The sequence below is a fragment of the Pseudomonas sp. TH06 genome (genome assembly GCF_016651305.1).
Lineage (GTDB): Bacteria > Pseudomonadota > Gammaproteobacteria > Pseudomonadales > Pseudomonadaceae > Aquipseudomonas.
The window spans coordinates 1,334,409-1,352,500 of the sequence record NZ_JAEKEC010000001.1; the positions used below are offsets into that span (position 1 = coordinate 1,334,409).

At 58.2% G+C, this 18,092-nt stretch carries 11 protein-coding genes and 3 rRNA genes (1 of these 14 only partly in view); 9 read left to right on the forward strand and 5 right to left on the reverse strand.

Going from position 1 to position 18,092, the window contains the following annotated elements; translation table 11 throughout:
• Nucleotides 1-2: 2 nt before the first annotated feature.
• On the reverse strand, nt 3-695 hold the full coding sequence (gene lapG / locus JFT86_RS05805) for a cysteine protease LapG (RefSeq protein WP_201236085.1): 693 nt from the start codon (nt 693-695) through the stop codon (nt 3-5).
• Between the two features lie 197 nt (nt 696-892).
• Between lapG and JFT86_RS05810 the strand changes: the two genes are divergently transcribed.
• From JFT86_RS05810 to JFT86_RS05830, 5 genes are all read left to right on the forward strand, one after another.
• On the forward strand, nt 893-1,603 hold the full coding sequence (locus tag JFT86_RS05810; protein WP_201236086.1) for a GntR family transcriptional regulator: 711 nt from the start codon (nt 893-895) through the stop codon (nt 1,601-1,603).
• A gap of 770 nt (nt 1,604-2,373) precedes the next feature.
• Nucleotides 2,374-3,150, forward strand: coding sequence for a DUF3050 domain-containing protein (locus JFT86_RS05815; RefSeq protein ID WP_201231874.1), 777 nt, complete (start codon nt 2,374-2,376; stop codon nt 3,148-3,150).
• Nucleotides 3,147-4,076 (forward strand): diiron oxygenase, encoded by a 930-nt coding sequence (locus JFT86_RS05820; RefSeq protein WP_201231873.1) that lies wholly within the window; start codon nt 3,147-3,149, stop codon nt 4,074-4,076. Before JFT86_RS05815 ends, JFT86_RS05820 begins: the two co-directional genes overlap by 4 nt.
• 13 nt (nt 4,077-4,089) lie before the next feature.
• Nucleotides 4,090-7,485, forward strand: coding sequence for a non-ribosomal peptide synthetase (locus tag JFT86_RS05825; protein ID WP_201231872.1), 3,396 nt, complete (start codon nt 4,090-4,092; stop codon nt 7,483-7,485).
• A 22-nt stretch (nt 7,486-7,507) separates the two neighbouring features.
• Nucleotides 7,508-7,975 (forward strand): SRPBCC family protein, encoded by a 468-nt coding sequence (locus JFT86_RS05830; RefSeq protein WP_201231871.1) that lies wholly within the window; start codon nt 7,508-7,510, stop codon nt 7,973-7,975.
• A 127-nt stretch (nt 7,976-8,102) separates the two neighbouring features.
• Here JFT86_RS05830 and JFT86_RS05835 read toward each other — a convergent pair whose 3' ends face one another.
• Nucleotides 8,103-9,983, reverse strand: coding sequence for a methyl-accepting chemotaxis protein (locus JFT86_RS05835; protein WP_201236087.1), 1,881 nt, complete (start codon nt 9,981-9,983; stop codon nt 8,103-8,105).
• Nucleotides 9,984-10,312: 329 nt separating this feature from the next.
• Here JFT86_RS05835 and JFT86_RS05840 point away from each other — a divergent pair, with 329 nt between their 5' ends.
• From JFT86_RS05840 to JFT86_RS05855, 4 genes are all read left to right on the forward strand, one after another.
• Complete coding sequence (locus JFT86_RS05840) at nt 10,313-10,813, forward strand: sigma-70 family RNA polymerase sigma factor (RefSeq protein ID WP_201236088.1); 501 nt, start codon at nt 10,313-10,315, stop codon at nt 10,811-10,813.
• Nucleotides 10,813-11,814: a FecR family protein gene (locus tag JFT86_RS05845; RefSeq protein WP_201236089.1), complete on the forward strand. Its 1,002-nt coding sequence runs from the start codon at nt 10,813-10,815 to the stop codon at nt 11,812-11,814. The genes JFT86_RS05840 and JFT86_RS05845 overlap by 1 nt, the downstream gene beginning before the upstream one ends.
• A gap of 87 nt (nt 11,815-11,901) precedes the next feature.
• Entirely contained in the window at nt 11,902-14,406 is a 2,505-nt protein-coding gene (locus JFT86_RS05850) for a TonB-dependent siderophore receptor (protein ID WP_201236090.1), read from the forward strand.
• A 76-nt stretch (nt 14,407-14,482) separates the two neighbouring features.
• Nucleotides 14,483-15,661 (forward strand): PepSY domain-containing protein, encoded by a 1,179-nt coding sequence (locus JFT86_RS05855; RefSeq protein ID WP_201236091.1) that lies wholly within the window; start codon nt 14,483-14,485, stop codon nt 15,659-15,661.
• A gap of 64 nt (nt 15,662-15,725) precedes the next feature.
• Here JFT86_RS05855 and rrf (JFT86_RS05860) read toward each other — a convergent pair.
• From rrf (JFT86_RS05860) to JFT86_RS05870, 3 genes are all read right to left on the reverse strand, one after another.
• Nucleotides 15,726-15,841: ribosomal RNA gene (gene rrf / locus JFT86_RS05860) — 5S ribosomal RNA — on the reverse strand.
• Between the two features lie 105 nt (nt 15,842-15,946).
• Nucleotides 15,947-16,062 (reverse strand): 5S ribosomal RNA (gene rrf, locus JFT86_RS05865).
• 151 nt (nt 16,063-16,213) lie between these two features.
• Nucleotides 16,214-18,092: ribosomal RNA gene (locus JFT86_RS05870) — 23S ribosomal RNA — on the reverse strand; it runs 1,015 nt beyond the window's last position.

The following is an 18,092-nucleotide window of genomic DNA, read 5'->3' on the forward strand; positions in this document are numbered from 1 at the left end:
TCCTAGTTAATCGTTTCGACCGGAAAACCTTCGGCCTGCATTTTCTTCAACACATCCTGCCAGCGTGACAGGCGTTTGGTATCACCGACCTTTTTGTTGCCCTTGGCCCCCGGCAGATACAACCCTTCGGCATTGAAAGAGTAGACCGGCAGCAAATCGGTTCGCTGCGATGCCGGCTGGATCGGATCGATCAGGCTGTCGAGCACCAGCGGCATGGCATCGGGAGTGGCATAGTACGTCAGCACCATGTGCGCGCGGTTCTGGCGCAGGGCCTTGACGTAGGTGATGCGCAGCTTGTCACTGGAAACCCCGAGATGACGCAGGCTGAAATACTTGGCGATTGCGTAGTCTTCGCAGTCACCGGCGCCCTTCCACAGTGCTTCGATGGGTGTTTCCCAATAGTCGACCTCGTGCCACAGGTCGATGTCTTCGACATAGCGCATCTGTTTGTTGAAAAACAGGTTCACCACTTTGAGTTTTTCCATTTCGCTGACTTGTTTCTGCGTGGCCAACAGATTTTGCCAGGCGTCGATCCGCTGCTGGCCGGCACCCAGCGGGCCATAGAGGGCGGTGGCCTTGCGGCTGATTGCGGAAAAATCCCAATCGGCATGCAGACCGCCCAGCATGAGGCTGGCCAGCAGCAGTGCGCAGCCTAGCCAGCGCAGAGTCCGGGGGATCGCGAAAAGTACCGCCACAGCAGGTTTCCAGGGGGGCAGGAAGGAAAGCGTTTGATGGTGAAGCTTAGCCCGGTAAAAAACAATGGCACCATGAGATCACCTCTAGCGCGCTAAACTGTTTTCAGACATAGAACCTTTACACGGTTTGACAACTTGTAGAGCAATCACTAGTGTCCTTTGGATCCAAATTCAGCCGACATACAGGGTGCGTAGTCGTGACACAGAAGCCCAAACCGCTACAGAGCATCAAAGTCGATGGGCCGATTCCCGCGCACCTGGCCCGCTCAATCATCGAAGAAACCCTGCGCGCCGCCATCCTCGATGGTCGTTTGCCGTGCGGCACCGCCCTGCGCCAGCAGGATCTGGCCGATCTGTTCGGTGTCAGTCGCATGCCTGTGCGCGAAGCCCTGCGCCAGCTCGAAGCGCAGGAACTGCTCAGCGTTACGGCACACAAGGGCGCCGTGGTTGCGGCGTTGATTCAGGGCGATGCCACGGAAACCTACGAATTGCGGATCCTGCTCGAGACCGAAGCCATGCGCCAGTCCATCGCGCTGCTGACTCCAGCCGATCACGCATGCGCCGCCGGTTATATCGAAGAACTCGAGACGCAACACGACTACACCGAAATTGGCCGCCTCAACCGCTTGTTCCACATGACGTTGTATTGCAAAGCCCCCAACCAGCGACTGTTGCGCCTGGTCGAGGAAGGACTCAACGAGGAAGAACGCTTCCTGCGCTTCAACCTTGAAGCCATGGGCCTGGGCAAACTCTCTCAGGACGATCACCGCGCCATGCTGCAAGCGGTGATCGAGCGCGATGTCGACCACGCCGTCGCACTGCTCAAACAACACCTCAACCGCGGTGTCGAGGTCATCACCCGCTACCTCGCAAGCCCGGCCGCACAACAGCGCAAAGCCGCGCACTGAACCCTGTACGCCGGGCCAGGACCAGTGCGTCTGCCCGGCGAATAACCCGCTTACAAATCCCTCCTGACGACAGCCACGAATCCGCTGGCATATCCCCGTGTTCGCTCTACCCTCCCTGCGCCGATCAGCCCGAAAATTGCACTCCTGCAATGAACAATCGGTAATAGCCGTGGCGGCCAATTACCCGCACTCTTCAACAGCCAACCGAAAAAGAACGGGCGACGCACCGCACCGCCGGCGCAGTCCCCGCAACAGGAACCTACGGAAGGAGCCTTGTCACGGGAAAAGGAAAGAATCGGCGTCGTTCCGGGCCAACTTTCATCCCCTCAAACAACTTCAGTCTTTTTATTAAAAAGTTGCTTCGAGTGAGGCATTCACTCTGTTTATTCGATTTTGGCCTTAATTAGCCGAAAGGAGCAACTTCGCCCAAATAAAACTTAATCCAATAGTTTTATTGGGCACTCTCACATTTAAAAAACCGACAACTAAAAATAATCAAAATTACACTTGTTAAGTTGTTTGTCGATGTATTAGTTTTTCTCCGCCGAGCTTGAACTCCAAGACCCAGGCAGGCACCGGCCAACGGCAAGGGTACGAACGGGCAGTAAAGCGCCTGAGCCGCCCTGCAATAGCGCCCATGCATTTAATTCAACTTCAATGATTTGTATGCGGCCGTCGCTCGCCTGGAAAAAAGAATAACAAGCCGCTGTTCCATTGATTGCGAAGTTGAAATAACACAGCCATTTCATATCAAGGATAAAGGCCCCGTCATGTCTCAAACAAAGCAGCAACTCGCCCTGAAGAAAGCCGAACTCAGCGCTCACCCGATCTTCGCCGAAATCAATTCAATGACTGTCTTGCGCCGCTTCATGGAAACCCATGTGTTTGCCGTGTGGGATTTCATGTCGCTGACCAAGCGCCTGCAGCAGGAACTGACCTGCACCCGTCTGCCATGGCTGCCGCCGCGTGATCCGCATGCAGCCCGACTGATCAACGAAATTGTCCTCGGTGAGGAGTCCGATGACCGCTTGGACCACGGTCATTACAGCCATTTCGAACTGTATCTGGATGCCATGCGCGAAGTCGGTGCGAGCACCGCAGCAGCGGAACGCTTCGTCGCGCTGCAACAGGAAGGCGTGAGTTATGACGTCGCGCTGCAAAGTGTCGAAGTCGATCCGGCCGCCGCGCAGTTTGTCCGAGACACTTTGCGCACCGCCCTGCATGCACCGGGGCACAGCGTCGCCGCCGCGTTTTTGCATGGCCGCGAAAGTGTGATCCCGACCATGTTCCAGCGCATCCTCGACGACTGGGGCATCGGCATCGAACAGGCGCCGATCTTTCGCTATTACCTGGAGCGGCACATCGAGGTCGATTCCGAGGATCACGGCCCGGCGGCAGAGCAACTGCTGAAGCGTCTGGTCGATGGCGACCCGCAGCGCGAAGCCGAGGTTTACGCCAGCGCCATTGCCGCCGTGGAAAGCCGCATCGCGCTGTGGGATGGCCTGCGCGTAAGCATGCGCGAACCGTTGGCGGAGGTGGCCCAATGAACGCCGCCGACTACCAATCCTTCGCCGATGCCTGGGAAAGCCGCGCGACCATCCGCACCCGTCCGCGGCGGATGCTGGAAAACGACGAGCGCCTGATCTATCCGCTCAGCCGGCAACCGCTGGTGCTCAGCGACACCTTCCTGCGGGAGTGCCCGCAGCAGCGTGATTTCGCCCTGGTGCAGACGCTGTACAAGTTCATCAACGACGTGGTGATTTTCGAGACGGAAATCGTCGACAAGACCGCGCGCAGCATCGCCAAGGATCGCTTCGCCGTGGCGTTTCCTTTTGCCTGTCGCTACGACGCGATGACGGTGGTGGTAGACGAGGATTACCACGCGCTGGTGGCGATGGACTTCATGCAGCAAACGGTGGCCATGACCGGCATCGAGCCGATTCAACTGCCCAACGAAATCGAGCTCAGCCGGGCCATCCCTGCCGCCGTCGCACGGGCCCCGGAACACTTGCGCAGTGCCGTCGAATTGATCTGTGTGGCCATCGCCGAGAACACCGTAACCGGCGATGTCGCGGCGTTCGCCCGCGACGACACGGTCAAGCCGTCGATCAAAGGGCTGATGGCCGACCACTTGCTTGATGAGGGTCGCCATTCGAGCTTCTGGGCGCGGATGGTGCGCATCTATTGGCACACCGCGAGTGAGGCGGATCGCGAAACCATCGCGCAGATCCTGCCGGTATTCATCGGCCACTACCTGACCAACGACATCCAGAAATCCTTCGACCTGCGCCTGATCGATGCCCTGCCGGTCGGCGAGACCACACGCCATTCGCTGAGGGAGGAAATGGCCGGACTGGCATTTCCGATCAATCGCCACCATCCGCTGGTGGGCAACATCGTCAAGTTCTTCCACAACAGTTCGCTGCTCGACACACCGTGCGTGCAGCACGCCCTGCACGACTACCTGGTTTGATGAGGAGGCCGACATGAAACGTCTCGACATTTTGCTGATTGGCGTCAGCCAGGCCATGACCGACCTGGCGCATGAACTTGAACAACATGGACACACATTGGCGCGCAGCGGCGCCGCGCAACCGACGGTGGATCTGATCATCGACGAAGGCTTCATCGGCGCCGGCGATTTCTGCGCCATCCCCCACCTGCATCTGCGTTTGGGTGTCGGGGCGCTAAGCCTTGCAGGTCTGCCGTCACTCGACCTGCTGTGCTTCCTCGGTTCAACACTGATCAGCCGCGTACCAATCGCCGATGAGCCGTCTGGCAACGGCCAGGCATTGCGACAAAGGGTACTGACGCAAGTGGTGGACGAAGTGTCGCTGCTGGTCAGCCGCTACTCCCGCGATGCGGAATATTTTCAACAGGCCGCTGCGGTGACTGCGCCGGATTTTGAACGGATGGAAAACCTGCTGTTCCTCGACAGCCTGGCTTACGTCCATCGCCTCAACGACACGGCGCATGCGTCGCTGCTGCAACAAGCGCAGATCCCGCTGATAGAGCGTCTGCAACAGAGCCTGATCCAGCACGCTGACCGTCCGGCGCTGCACCTCGCCGAGCAGTCGATCAGCTATCGCCAGTTGCATGCGCACAGTCGGGCGATTCAACAGCGCTTGCAGCCTCTGCTCGACCAGCATCCGCAGCCATGGGTTGTCGGCATCTGCCTGCCGAAAAGCCCCGCGCTGTTCGCCTCGATTCTGGCGATTCTCGGCAGCGGTGCGGTGTACCTGCCGCTGGAGCCGAGCCATCCGTTGCAGCGCCAGCAATACATCCTGCAAAACGCCGGCGCGTTGCTGTTGCTGCACGACGGTCTACATCCGCTCAGCGAGTCGATACCCGGGCTCGACGTCAGTCGCATCGATAGTCTTGATGCCGACCTCGCAACCCCGTTGATGCGCCAGCGTCCCGAACTCGATGCGCCGTGCATGGCGCTCTACACCTCAGGCACCACCGGGCATCCGAAAGGTGTGCTGCTCAGCCAGACCAACCTGGCGCACTTCACCGCGTGGTACGCAGATTACGTGCAGTTGCGCGCCGAGAGTCGGGTGTTGCAGTTCTCTTCGCTGAGTTTCGATTCGTCACTGATCGACATCTTCCCGAGCCTGCTCACCGGCGCCGAACTGGTGGTGCCCGACGACACGCAGCGGCGCGATCCACTGCAATTGGTGGCGCTGATCCGCCGCCGCCAACTGACCCACGCCTTCCTGCCGCCGGCACTGTTGAGCATCCTGCCGCTGGAACAACTGCAGGGTGTGCAACAGGTGATGACGGGCGGCGATGTCTGCGAGCCGTTTGTCATCGAGCAACTGACCCGACAAGGCAAACTGCACAACCTCTATGGTCCCACCGAAGCCACGGTGCTGATCACTGCCCGGCAACTGAAACCCGGCGACAGCAACCGCAGTCTCGGCGCGCCGATCGCCAACAGCCAGGTGCTGATTCTCGATGACGACCTGCAACCGGTAGCCGAGCAGACCGTCGGCGAGTTGTTCATCGTCGGCCCCGGTGTCTGCCTCGGTTACCTGAACAATCCACAGCAGACCGCCGAGCGCTATCTGACCCTTGAATTGCCGGACGGCCAACAGCTGCGCGCCTACCGCAGTGGCGACATGGCCAAGTGGGGCGAGCAGGGCATCGAGCTGTGCGGACGGCGCGACAATCAAGTGAAGATCCGCGGTTTTCGAGTCGAGCCGGAAGAGATCGAGCGTTGCCTGCGCGAGAGCAAGTTGTATCGGCAAATCGCCGTGGTGATCGACAGTCAGCGACGGATTCTGGCGTTCCTCGCCCAGCCTCAATCGGACACCGCCCGCGATGCACTGAAGGCCCATGCCCAGCAATTTTTGCCGGACTACATGCAACCGGTGGCATGGACCGAACTGCCGAACATGCCGTTCGCCAGCAACGGCAAGGTCGACCGCAAAGCGCTATTGGCATTGCCGGTGAGCGTGCAGGACAGCGGGCCGAAATGCCTGCCGGCCAATGAGGACGAAGCGCTGCTGCTGCAGATCTGGGCGGAATTGCTGGAGCTGCCGACCAGCGACATTTCCACCGACGAAAGCTTCTTCAATCTCGGTGGTCACTCGATTTTGCTGTCACGGATGTTGCTGCGCTTGCGCGAGGAATTCGGCCGCAGCATCTCGATCAACCGGTTCATCGAACAGCCGACCATCGTCAAACTCGCGACCTTGGTACGCGGCACCGATGACAGCGCCGTGCTCAGCGCCCAGGCCATGGCCGACGCTGAACGGGCGCTGGATATCGAGCCGCTGCCGATCAGCCGCATGGGCAACGTGCACAAGGTGATTGTAACGGGCGCGAACAGTTTTGTCGGCGTGCACATCGTCGAGGCGCTGCTCGGTTGGGGCGCCAGCGAAGTGGCGTGTCTGGTGCGCGACGGCGGCGGGCAAACGGCGGCGCAACGCTTCGCTCAGGCACTGCGCGAGAACCGGCTCGAACATCTCGATCTGAGTCGGGTGCGCGTTTATGCGGCTGATATCTGCCGCCCGCAACTGGGGCTGACCGACGCCGATTATCAACGGCTGGATCACGAGTTCGGTGCGCTGGTGCACAACGCCGCCAACGTCAATCACGTCCTCGATTACGAGTCGCTGGCAGCGGACAACGTCGAGCCGATTTTCGAACTGCTGCGCCTGTGTGAAGGGCATAGCAAAAAGGTCTTAAATTTCGTCTCGACGCTGTCGGCTTCCAGCACCGTTGACGCTGAGGGTCGCGTGCTGGAATTGCCCGCCGCAACGACGCCACCGATCTACATTCGCAACGGCTACAACCTGTCGAAGTGGGTGGGTGAGCGCATCCTGGAACGGGCGCGCGAGCGCGGTGTGCGAGTCAATTTGTATCGCCCCGGCAACATCAGTTTCAACAGTCTCAGCGGCGTCTGCCAGCCACACAAAAATCGTTTGATGCTGATGCTCAAAGGCTCGATCCAGCTCGGTCAGGTGCCGGCCTTCGCGCTGAATTTCGACCTGATGCCGGTGGACTTTCTCGCCCGTTTCATCGCCTTCCACGCCAGCCGTTATTCGCCCGAGCGAGCGGTGTTCAATCTGCACAACCCCGAACCGCTGAGCTGGGACGCCTACGTCGCTTCGTTCCGCGAAACCGGCAGCGAGTTCTCGCTGGTCAGCGTTGCCGACTGGCAGCAGCAATTGGGGCGCGTCGATGCCGACAACGCGCTGTTTGGCGTGCTCGGTTTCTATCTCAACGGCTTCGAAGAAGACATCGGCGACATCTCCCTGATCGGTCACGCCAACGCGCAAGCCGGCGTGCAGCAGATGGGCGCGCACTACCCGCAGAAATCCGCGGCGCTGCTGCGTCGCGGCTGCGATTACCTGAAACAAATCAACTTCATCTAGTTCATCAACAAGGAGCAACACCATGAGCACTCTGCAACCTGACACCCTGATCAAAAACCCTCACGGCTGCCACGTGGCTTCTTCGGTAGAAGTGCCGGCGGACGCGGCGCAGGTCTGGGCGGTGGTCGGCAATTTTGCCGGCTTCGATCAATTCATTCCGGCGCTGTCGCATATCGAAATGACCGGCGAGGGCGTGTCCTCGCTGCGCAAGAAGTTCTTCAAGGATGGCAACGTGGTGGTCGAGCAACTCAACTCCCGCGATGAGCAGGCGCGGAGCATGACCTGGACCACGATCTACAACACCTTGGGCGTGGCCAATCTGTGGGCGGCGATGAATGTCGAATCGTTGGGAGAAGGCAAGGCGCGGGCGACGTGGACGATCATTGCCGAACCGGCCAGCGGGGGCGCCGAGGCGCTGCCGGGGTTCAAGGATTTTGTGCAGGGGTTTGCCGATGATGCGATGGGGAATGTGCTGAAGCTGTTTGTGTAAGGCTTCAGTTCCGCGGTGATGTTCAGACCGCTATCGCGAGCAGGCTCACTCCTACAGTTGGAATGCGTTCCCCTGTAGGAGTGAGCCTGCTCGCGATGAACGATTACGCGGTCAAACTGACCGGCGGTCAGATCTTGAAGCTATCGACCAACTGCTTCAACCGGTTAGCCTGCTGCGACAACGCATCGCAATCCTTCAACGTCTCGTTGAGGTTGGCGACGCTCTGCTGGTTCAACAGGTTGATCTGGTTGACGTCGACGTTGAGGGTTTCCACCACCGCCGTCTGCTCTTCCGTCGCGGCTGCTACCGACTGGTTCATGCCGTCGATTTCGCCGATGCGCTGGGTCACGCTGACCAGGCGCAAACCAGCCTGGTTAGCCACTTCAACGCTCTGCTCGCTGGACGCCTGACTGGCGTTCATGGTGCTGACCGCTTCACGCGAACCGACCTGCAAGGACGTGATCATCTTGTGGATCTCTTCCGCCGACTCCTGGGTGCGGTGAGCGAGGTTACGCACCTCGTCCGCCACCACCGCAAAACCACGACCCGCTTCACCGGCACGCGCCGCTTCGATCGCAGCGTTGAGTGCCAACAGGTTGGTCTGCTGCGAGATGCCTTTGATCACATCGAGGATGTGGCCGATGTTGTCGGTGCTGGCGTTCAGGGTTTCGATCTGGGTGCACGACAGGCTGATTTTCTGCGACAGCTCGGTCATCGCCAGAATCGTTTGCTCAACCACCTGACGGCCGTCATCGGCCTGCTCGCTGGCGCCGCTGGCGTGTTGCGAAGCGTCGGCAGCATTGCGGGCGATTTCCTGAGTGGCGGCGCCCAGTTCGTTGATCGCGGCGGCGACGCTGTTGGTGCGCGCACTTTGCTCATCAGAGCCGACGATGGAGGCGTTGGACGATGCCATCACCCGTTGCGAAAGGTCATGCACCTGACGGGTGGCCGACGACACTTCAGAGATCGACGCGTGAATCCGCTCAACGAACTGGTTGAACGAGCTGCCCAGTTCAGCGAACTCATCCTTGCCTTCCACGACCAGACGACGGGTCAGGTCGCCTTCGCCCTGAGCGATGTCCTGCATCGCACGGCCCATGGTGGTCAGCGGACGCATCAGCACGGTAATCAACAGGCTCAGGAACACGGCAATGGCACCCACTGCCACGAACATCGCGATCAGCGCCGAGGTACGGAACTGGCTGAGTGCGGCATAGGCTTTATCGCGGTCGATCGACAGACCGATGTACCACTCGGCATTCGGCAGACCGGTGACCGGGGTGAACGACAGGATGCGTTCCTGACCGTTGAGCACCACATTCTGGTTGCCCTTCTCGATGCGTACGCTGGAGTTCGGGTAGATGTCCTTGAGGTTCTTCATCACCTGATCTTTGTCCGGGCTGACGATCACCTGACCGTCGGCGCTGACCAGGAATGCATGGCCGAGGCCACCGAAGTCCACCGAGTTGATGATCTTCACCAGGGTTTCCAGGCTCAGGTCACCGCCGACCACGCCGAGCAGTTCGCCGTTCTTTTTCACCGGCATGGCGATAGTCACCACCAGACCACCGACAGCGGCCATGTAGGGCGGCGTCAGCATGGTTTTGTCGGCGGCGACCGCTTGTTTGTACCAAGGACGCTGACGAGGGTCGTAACCGTCCGGCATCTTCGCGTCAGGGCGCTGGGTAAACACACCATTGGCCTGGCCGACATAAGTGAACTGGAAGTTCGAAGTGAAGGCTGGTTGATCAACCAGCCCCGGGAAGTCGGCGTCCTTACCCTGGTGGGCAACGTTCTGCGCGAGATTTTCCAGCACCAGGATCCGCCCGCTCATCCAGTTCTGCACACTGCTGGCGGTCAGATCGCCGGCCTGCTGCACGGACGACTGCAGATTCTGGCGAATGGTATTTCGCTGCAGATAGTCGTTGTAGAGGGTGAACAAAGCGAAAGCCAGGACCACGACGCCCGAGGCGGCCAACAGGATTTTATGGCTGAACTTGAGATTCATTTCATGGGACTTCTTATGCAAAAGTGGGGATGCGTTCGGGGATGCAACATTCCATGTAGCTCCAAATGTCCAATAGCTGGCAGGCAGCGTTCTGATGGCCGCTCTACTTTGGTGCACGCATGTCTCACCAGTCTGTCGGCACCATTCGCGGAAATCTTAGGGTTGTGGAAGAAATGGATGGCATTTGTGCCAGATTCCCGCCGAACGGCGTACTAGAGCGCCCGCTGAGCAGTTTTTTATGAGCGATGTTTGAGCGGCAGTTGCAAATTCTGTAACCCTTGATGACAATGCGACTAATTATCATTTGTGACGTTCGGGCTGTCGCGTTCATGTCCTCACCTGAGTTTGCAGTACAGGCGCTCTACAGTAGTCATCACGGCTGGCTCAACGCTTGGCTGCGCGCTCGGCTGGGCAACGCGGCGGATGCCGCAGATCTGGCGCAGGACACCTTCGTGCGCCTTCTGCAACGTACCGAACGCCTCGAACTCAAGGCACCGCGCGCCTTCCTGTGTACCATCGCGCGGGGTTTGGTGATCGACCACTGGCGCCGCGAAGAAATCGAACGCGCCTATCTGGAAACCATCGCCCATCTGTCCGAAGCAGAAACACCGGGTGCCGAAGCCCGGGCGCTGGTCATCGAGTTGCTCGAGAGCATCGCGCGCATGCTTGAAGGGCTGAAGCCGAAAGTGCGTCAGGCATTTCTTCTGGCGCAGTGCGAAGGGTTGACCCACAAGCAGATCGCCGAGCACATGGGCTTGTCTCTGCGTTCGGTGGAGCGCTACGTCGCCGATGCGCTCTATCACTGTTATGTGCTGCGGTACGAGAGTTGATGCCTGTGGATAACCTCTCCCTCGGACGCCGGGCCGAGCTCCAGCCGCAAGTAGTCAAACAGGCCATTCACTGGCTGCTGCGCTTACGCAACAACCACGGCAATTCGCGCTTGAGCCGTCAGTGCGAACAATGGCGTGCCGAACATCATGAGCATGAATTGGCGTGGCAACGGGTGCAGTCGCTGCAAGCCGAGCTGAGCAACAACCTGCGCGCGGTGCCCGGCGCCCAAGTGGCGTTCAATACGCTGGAAAACAGTGCGCAGGGGTTGGGTCGCCGACAGGCCTTGAAGCTGTTGTCGGGCGCGTTGTTGATGGGGTCGGCGGCATGGCTGGCGAAAGACACTTCTGCATGGCAGCAGTGGAGCGCCGATTACGCCACAGCGACCGGAGAACGACGTGGCTTCCAGTTGCCGGACGGCACGCGGATCGAACTCAATACCGCCAGTGCGGTTGATCTCGATTACACGGCTCAACAACGGCTGATCAAACTGGCGCGTGGCGAAATCATCGTCACTTGTGGCGGTGCGGACGAAGGTGCATCGGTCGAGCGACCGTTGCGCGTACAAAGTCGCCATGGCGTTTATGAGCCGCAGGCTGCGCGGTTCATCCTGCGGCAGGACAGTGATTGCACGCGGCTGAGCGTCACCAGTGGCCGCGTCGCTATTCACGCCGCTGGCAGCTCGATTGAAGCGCTCGCCGGGCAGAGTTATCTGATCGATCACCATCAAGTGCGCCCGGCACCGGTGGCGGATATGGATGTCGGTGCCTGGGTCGATGGCTTGATCGTCACCCGCAATATGCGTCTGGGTGACTTCCTGAGTGAGGTCGGTCGCTACCGTCAGGGCTTTCTGAACTGTGCGTCGGACGTGGCCGACCTGCACTTGTCCGGTGTGTTCCGCCTGGAAGACACCGACAAGCTGTTGACCATCCTGCCGCAGACCCTGCCGGTGCAATTGCGCTATCGCACTCGCTGGTGGGTGACCCTGGAACGTGTGGCCTGAAATTATTTTGGCGGGTTTTCGCAGCAAGTCCGGCTTAGTCAGTAAGCACTTCAACTCAGCCTTCGCGACTTCCTACGGAAACCCACAATGACTGTCCGCGCTACCTGTAAGAACCCTCTGTATTTCACTGCCGAATCGGGCCTGTTGCGCCACGCTGTTCGGGCTGCGCTGTTCTCCACTGCATTGGGCATGGGTGTCGTGCCAGCCTTGACCCTGGCGGCGGGCGCCAGTGCCGGTGAGGTCAACCATCGCTACAACGTAACTTCCGGGCCACTGGGTGAAGCGTTGAATCAGTTTGCGCGTCAGGCCGGCATCACCTTGTCGATGACGCCGCAGCAGACTCAGGGTCGGCAGTCCCCGGGCGTACAGGGTGAGTATTCCACCGATCAGGCACTGAGCCATTTGCTTGGTGGTTCGGGTCTGGAAGCGGTCAGTCAGGATGGCAGCAGTTATGTATTGCGTCCGGTGGCCGAAACCGAAGCGCTGGCCCTGCCGACCACGGACGTCAAAGGCTTCGCCCTCGGCAACGCGCTGGGCAGCATGGACGGCTACAACGCGACCCACAGCCAGATCGCCACCAAAACCAGTACGGCGCTGCTGGAAACCTCGCAAAGCGTGTCCGTGGTCACTCGTGAGCAAATGGACGACCAAGGCTCGCAAACCGTCTCGCAAGCGATGCGCTACACACCGGGCGTGCTGACCAACCCGTATGGCGCCACGCACCGTTACGACTACGTGGCGATGCGCGGTTTCAACGACGGCTCGGTGGATAACATTTACCTCGACGGCCTCAAGTCGATGGGCGACAGCGGCACCTACAGCACCATGCAGGTCGATCCGTATTTCCTTGAGCGCGTGGACATTCTCAAAGGTCCGTCGTCGGTTCTGTATGGACGCAGCTCGCCGGGCGGTCTGGTGGCACTGACCAGCAAGAAGCCGCTGTATGAGGCCTACCATCAGGTACAAGCCACGGTCGGCACTCAGGGCCAGCGCGGTGTCGGTTTTGATTTCAGCGGCCCGGTCGATGACGACAAGCGCATCGCCTATCGTCTGACTGGTCTGACGGATCAATCCGACACGCAATTCGACCACAACAAGGAAAAGCGCTTCGCCCTCGCACCGACCCTCAGCATCGATTTCAGCGAAGACACTTCGCTGACGCTACAGGCGTATCTGCAACATGACCCGGATGGCGGCTACCACGGCGGTGTACCGGCCGACGGCACGATTCATCAGCGCAATGGCGAGCGAATCTCTACGCATTTCTTCGAGGGTGAGCCGGGGATCGATGGCTACTCGCGCGACCAGCAGTCGTTCGGTTATCAGTTCGAACATCGCTTCAACGATGTTTTCACCGCACGGCAGAACTTCCGTTACCTCGACTCGAAAGTGAACATGGATCAGGTCTACGCCTATGGCTGGACCACGCCAACCAGTAACGAGTTGAACCGCTACTACACCGGCGGTGACGAGCGCTTGCATGCGTTTATCGTCGACAACATGCTCCAGGCCGAATTTTTCACCGGCGCAACCAAGCACACCGTGCTGATGGGCGCGGATTATCAGCGACGCAAAACTGTGGTCGACTGGACCAGCGGCGGCCTCGCGCCGATCAACGCGTTTAACCCGGTTTATGGCAACTCGGCCATCGACATGTACGGCGAGACCAGTTACTTGCGTCGCCTGGAGCAGACCGGCGTTTACCTGCAAGACCTGATCGAGATGGACAAATGGCGCTTCTCGCTGGGTCTGCGTCAGGACTGGGTCGAGACCTCTGACGAAAACCGCACCGCCGAAGCCGGGCGGCCGCTGGGCACTGAAATCAACGACCGCCGCACCAAGCTGACGGGGCGCGCCGGCGCACTGTATCTGTTCGATAACGGCCTGGCGCCGTATATCAGCTACTCCGAGTCGTTCAACCCCAACTCCTATGCCGACAGCGCGGGTAACCCGCTGGCCCCGACCGATGGCACGCAGTGGGAAGTCGGCCTGAAGTATCAGCCTCCGGGCACTGACAACCTGTTCACCGCGTCGCTGTTCCGCATTGATCAGGAAAACCTCGCGACCAAACTGCCGCAGGAAAACTTCTATCGCGCTGTAGGTGCTGTTCGCTCTCAAGGTCTGGAACTGGAAGCACACATGCAATTGACCGATAACCTGAAAGTGCTCGGCAGCTATACCTTCACCGATATCGAGTACTCGAAGTCAATGGTCAGCACTTTGAGCACGCCAACCGACGTCATCGAAAACAAAGGCAACTCGCCGACCCAGGCGCCGCGTCATATGGCCTCGTTGTGGGCCGACTACAAGTTCGACAGCGCTGCGCTGGATGGCCTTCGTTTAGGCGGTGGAGTGCGTTATGTCGGCTTTAGCTGGGCAGATGCCGAGAACACCCTGAAGGTGCCGTCCTACACATTGTTCGACGCATCGATTGGCTATGACCTGGGCAAAGTCGGATTGAAGGGCGTTGACGTACGTCTCAATGCGAACAATCTGACAAACGAGTCCTACGTCGCTTCCTGCGCCAGTCTGAACTTCTGTTACATGGGCGAAGAGCGCAACGTCGCCGCGACCGTCAGCTACCAGTTCTAAACCATTGCCTTGTGCATAAAAAAGCCAGCACCTGAGCTTCAGGGGCTGGCTTTGTCGTCTCTGTGGGGAAATTTTCGTGCGTGCATTTCTGGTTTTGTTGCATCGCTATATCGGGTTGGCCACAGCAGTGTTTCTGCTGTTGGCCGGGATCACCGGGAGCATTCTGGCGTTCAATCATGAGCTGGATGAGTGGTTGAATCCGCAGTTTTATGCAGCGTCTGCCGAGGGTGAGCGACTGGCACCGGGAGCGCTGGTCGATGCGGTGCAGACGGCTCATCCGAAACTGCAGGTCTGGTACATGGAGTATCCAAGTGAAGCCGGGCATACAGCGTTGCTGGCCGCGGTTCCACGCAATGATCCGGCAACCGGCAAGCCGTTCAATGAGCGTAATCAGGTGTTCTATCTGGACCCGGTCAGTGCAGAACAGAAGGGGCAACGTTACTGGGGAGAGTGCTGTTTTGCCCGAGATAACTTTGTCCCGTTCATTCTCGAATTTCACTACAACCTGACGTTGCCTGGTAACTGGGGATTGCTGTTGATGGGGCTGGTCGCCATCGCCTGGGTGATCGATTGTTTTGTGGCGTTGTGGCTGACATTGCCGCGTGGAAAGCCGTTCTGGAAGAAGTGGTCGACCGCCTGGAAGGTAAAGGGCGGACATGCCTATCGCCTCAACTTCGATCTGCACCGTGCCGGGGGACTGTGGCTATGGTTGTTGTTGCTGCCGATCGCGATCAGCAGCGTGGCCATGAACTTGCCAAGCCAGGTGTTCAAGCCTGCGGTGTCGTTGTTTTCACCCATTGAACCGAGCGTCTACGAGGCTCGAGGACGAATGCCTCCCGAAGAGCTTGGAGTGACGCAATTGAGTTATCAACAGGCGTACGACAGGGCATTACAGGAGGGGAAAAGGTTGGGGCTGACAGCGGCGATCGGAGAGTTGTATTACAGCTTTGAGTACAACTTTTACGGCGCAGGGTTTGGACAGCATGACACCGAGGCCCATGGCAAATCCTGGTTATTCTTTCACGGTACGGACGGGCGATTGTTAGGGCAGGAAATCGCGGGACAGGGGACGTTGGGAGAAAGGTTTTATCGGTTGCAGTTGCCGATACATGGGGGACGGATCATTGGTTTCACTGGGCAAATAATGATCGCGGTATTAGGTGTCTTGATTGCGGGATTGTCAGGGACTGGCGTCTACATCTGGTGGCGCAAGTGGCAAGCCCGACGTATCAGCAAGGCTCGTAAAGCGTTTTGATTGTTTAGGCCCTGAAACGAGAAAACCCCTGTCTGCGTTAGCAGACAGGGGTCTCGGAATTCAATCTTGACGATGACCTACTCTCACATGGGGAAACCCCACACTACCATCGGCGATGCATCGTTTCACTTCTGAGTTCGGGATGGGATCAGGTGGTTCCAACGCTCTATGGTCGTCAAGAAATTCTGTACCTGGCCCGTCAACACGGTAACAAGCCAGTAAAAAGGGGAACTTCTACTAAAACAAAACCCCAACTGCTTTCGCAATTGGGGTTTCGGAATTTAATCTTGACGATGACCTACTCTCACATGGGGAAACCCCACACTACCATCGGCGATGCATCGTTTCACTGCTGAGTTCGGGATGGGATCAGGTGGTTCCAACGCTCTATGGTCGTCAAGAAATTCGGGTACTGACTCGTGACCAGATGGTCTCGCTTCAGCAAATTGGGTATGTGACAGCTTTCGGTGTTTGTGAACATCGAACTTTCGGTTCGTTTCGTCTTCACACACCGCAATCTGGTCTCTTCGACGCAAATTGCTTGGGTGTTATATGGTCAAGCCTCACGGGCAATTAGTATTGGTTAGCTCAACGCCTCACAGCGCTTACACACCCAACCTATCAACGTCGTAGTCTTCGACGGCCCTTCAGGGAACTCAAGGTTCCAGTGAGATCTCATCTTGAGGCAAGTTTCCCGCTTAGATGCTTTCAGCGGTTATCTTTCCCGAACATAGCTACCCGGCAATGCCACTGGCGTGACAACCGGAACACCAGAGGTTCGTCCACTCCGGTCCTCTCGTACTAGGAGCAGCCCCTCTCAAATCTCAAACGTCCACGGCAGATAGGGACCGAACTGTCTCACGACGTTCTAAACCCAGCTCGCGTACCACTTTAAATGGCGAACAGCCATACCCTTGGGACCGGCTTCAGCCCCAGGATGTGATGAGCCGACATCGAGGTGCCAAACACCGCCGTCGATATGAACTCTTGGGCGGTATCAGCCTGTTATCCCCGGAGTACCTTTTATCCGTTGAGCGATGGCCCTTCCATACAGAACCACCGGATCACTAAGACCTACTTTCGTACCTGCTCGACGTGTCTGTCTCGCAGTCAAGCGCGCTTTTGCCTTTATACTCTACGACCGATTTCCGACCGGTCTGAGCGCACCTTCGTACTCCTCCGTTACTCTTTAGGAGGAGACCGCCCCAGTCAAACTACCCACCATACACTGTCCTCGATCCGGATAACGGACCTGAGTTAGAACCTCAAAGTTGCCAGGGTGGTATTTCAAGGATGGCTCCACGCGAACTGGCGTCCACGCTTCAAAGCCTCCCACCTATCCTACACAAGCAAATTCAAAGTCCAGTGCAAAGCTATAGTAAAGGTTCACGGGGTCTTTCCGTCTAGCCGCGGATACACTGCATCTTCACAGCGATTTCAATTTCACTGAGTCTCGGGTGGAGACAGCGCCGCCATCGTTACGCCATTCGTGCAGGTCGGAACTTACCCGACAAGGAATTTCGCTACCTTAGGACCGTTATAGTTACGGCCGCCGTTTACCGGGGCTTCGATCAAGAGCTTCGCGTTAGCTAACCCCATCAATTAACCTTCCGGCACCGGGCAGGCGTCACACCCTATACGTCCACTTTCGTGTTTGCAGAGTGCTGTGTTTTTAATAAACAGTCGCAGCGGCCTGGTATCTTCGACCGGCATGAGCTTACGGAGCAAGTCCTTCACCCTCACCGGCGCACCTTCTCCCGAAGTTACGGTGCCATTTTGCCTAGTTCCTTCACCCGAGTTCTCTCAAGCGCCTTGGTATTCTCTACCCAACCACCTGTGTCGGTTTGGGGTACGGTTCCTGGTTACCTGAAGCTTAGAAGCTTTTCTTGGAAGCATGGCATCAACCACTTCGTCATCTAAAAGATAACTCGTCATCAGCTCTCGGCCTTAGAATCCCGGATTTACCTAAGATTCCAGCCTACCACCTTAAACTTGGACAACCAACGCCAAGCTGGCCTAGCCTTCTCCGTCCCTCCATCGCAATAACCAGAAGTACAGGAATATTAACCTGTTTTCCATCGACTACGCTTTTCAGCCTCGCCTTAGGGACCGACTAACCCTGCGTCGATTAACGTTGCGCAGGAAACCTTGGTCTTTCGGCGTGGGTGTTTTTCACACCCATTGTCGTTACTCATGTCAGCATTCGCACTTCTGATACCTCCAGCAAGCTTCTCAACTCACCTTCACAGGCTTACAGAACGCTCCTCTACCGCATCATCCGAAGATGATACCCGTAGCTTCGGTGTATGGTTTGAGCCCCGTTACATCTTCCGCGCAGGCCGACTCGACTAGTGAGCTATTACGCTTTCTTTAAAGGGTGGCTGCTTCTAAGCCAACCTCCTAGCTGTCTAAGCCTTCCCACATCGTTTCC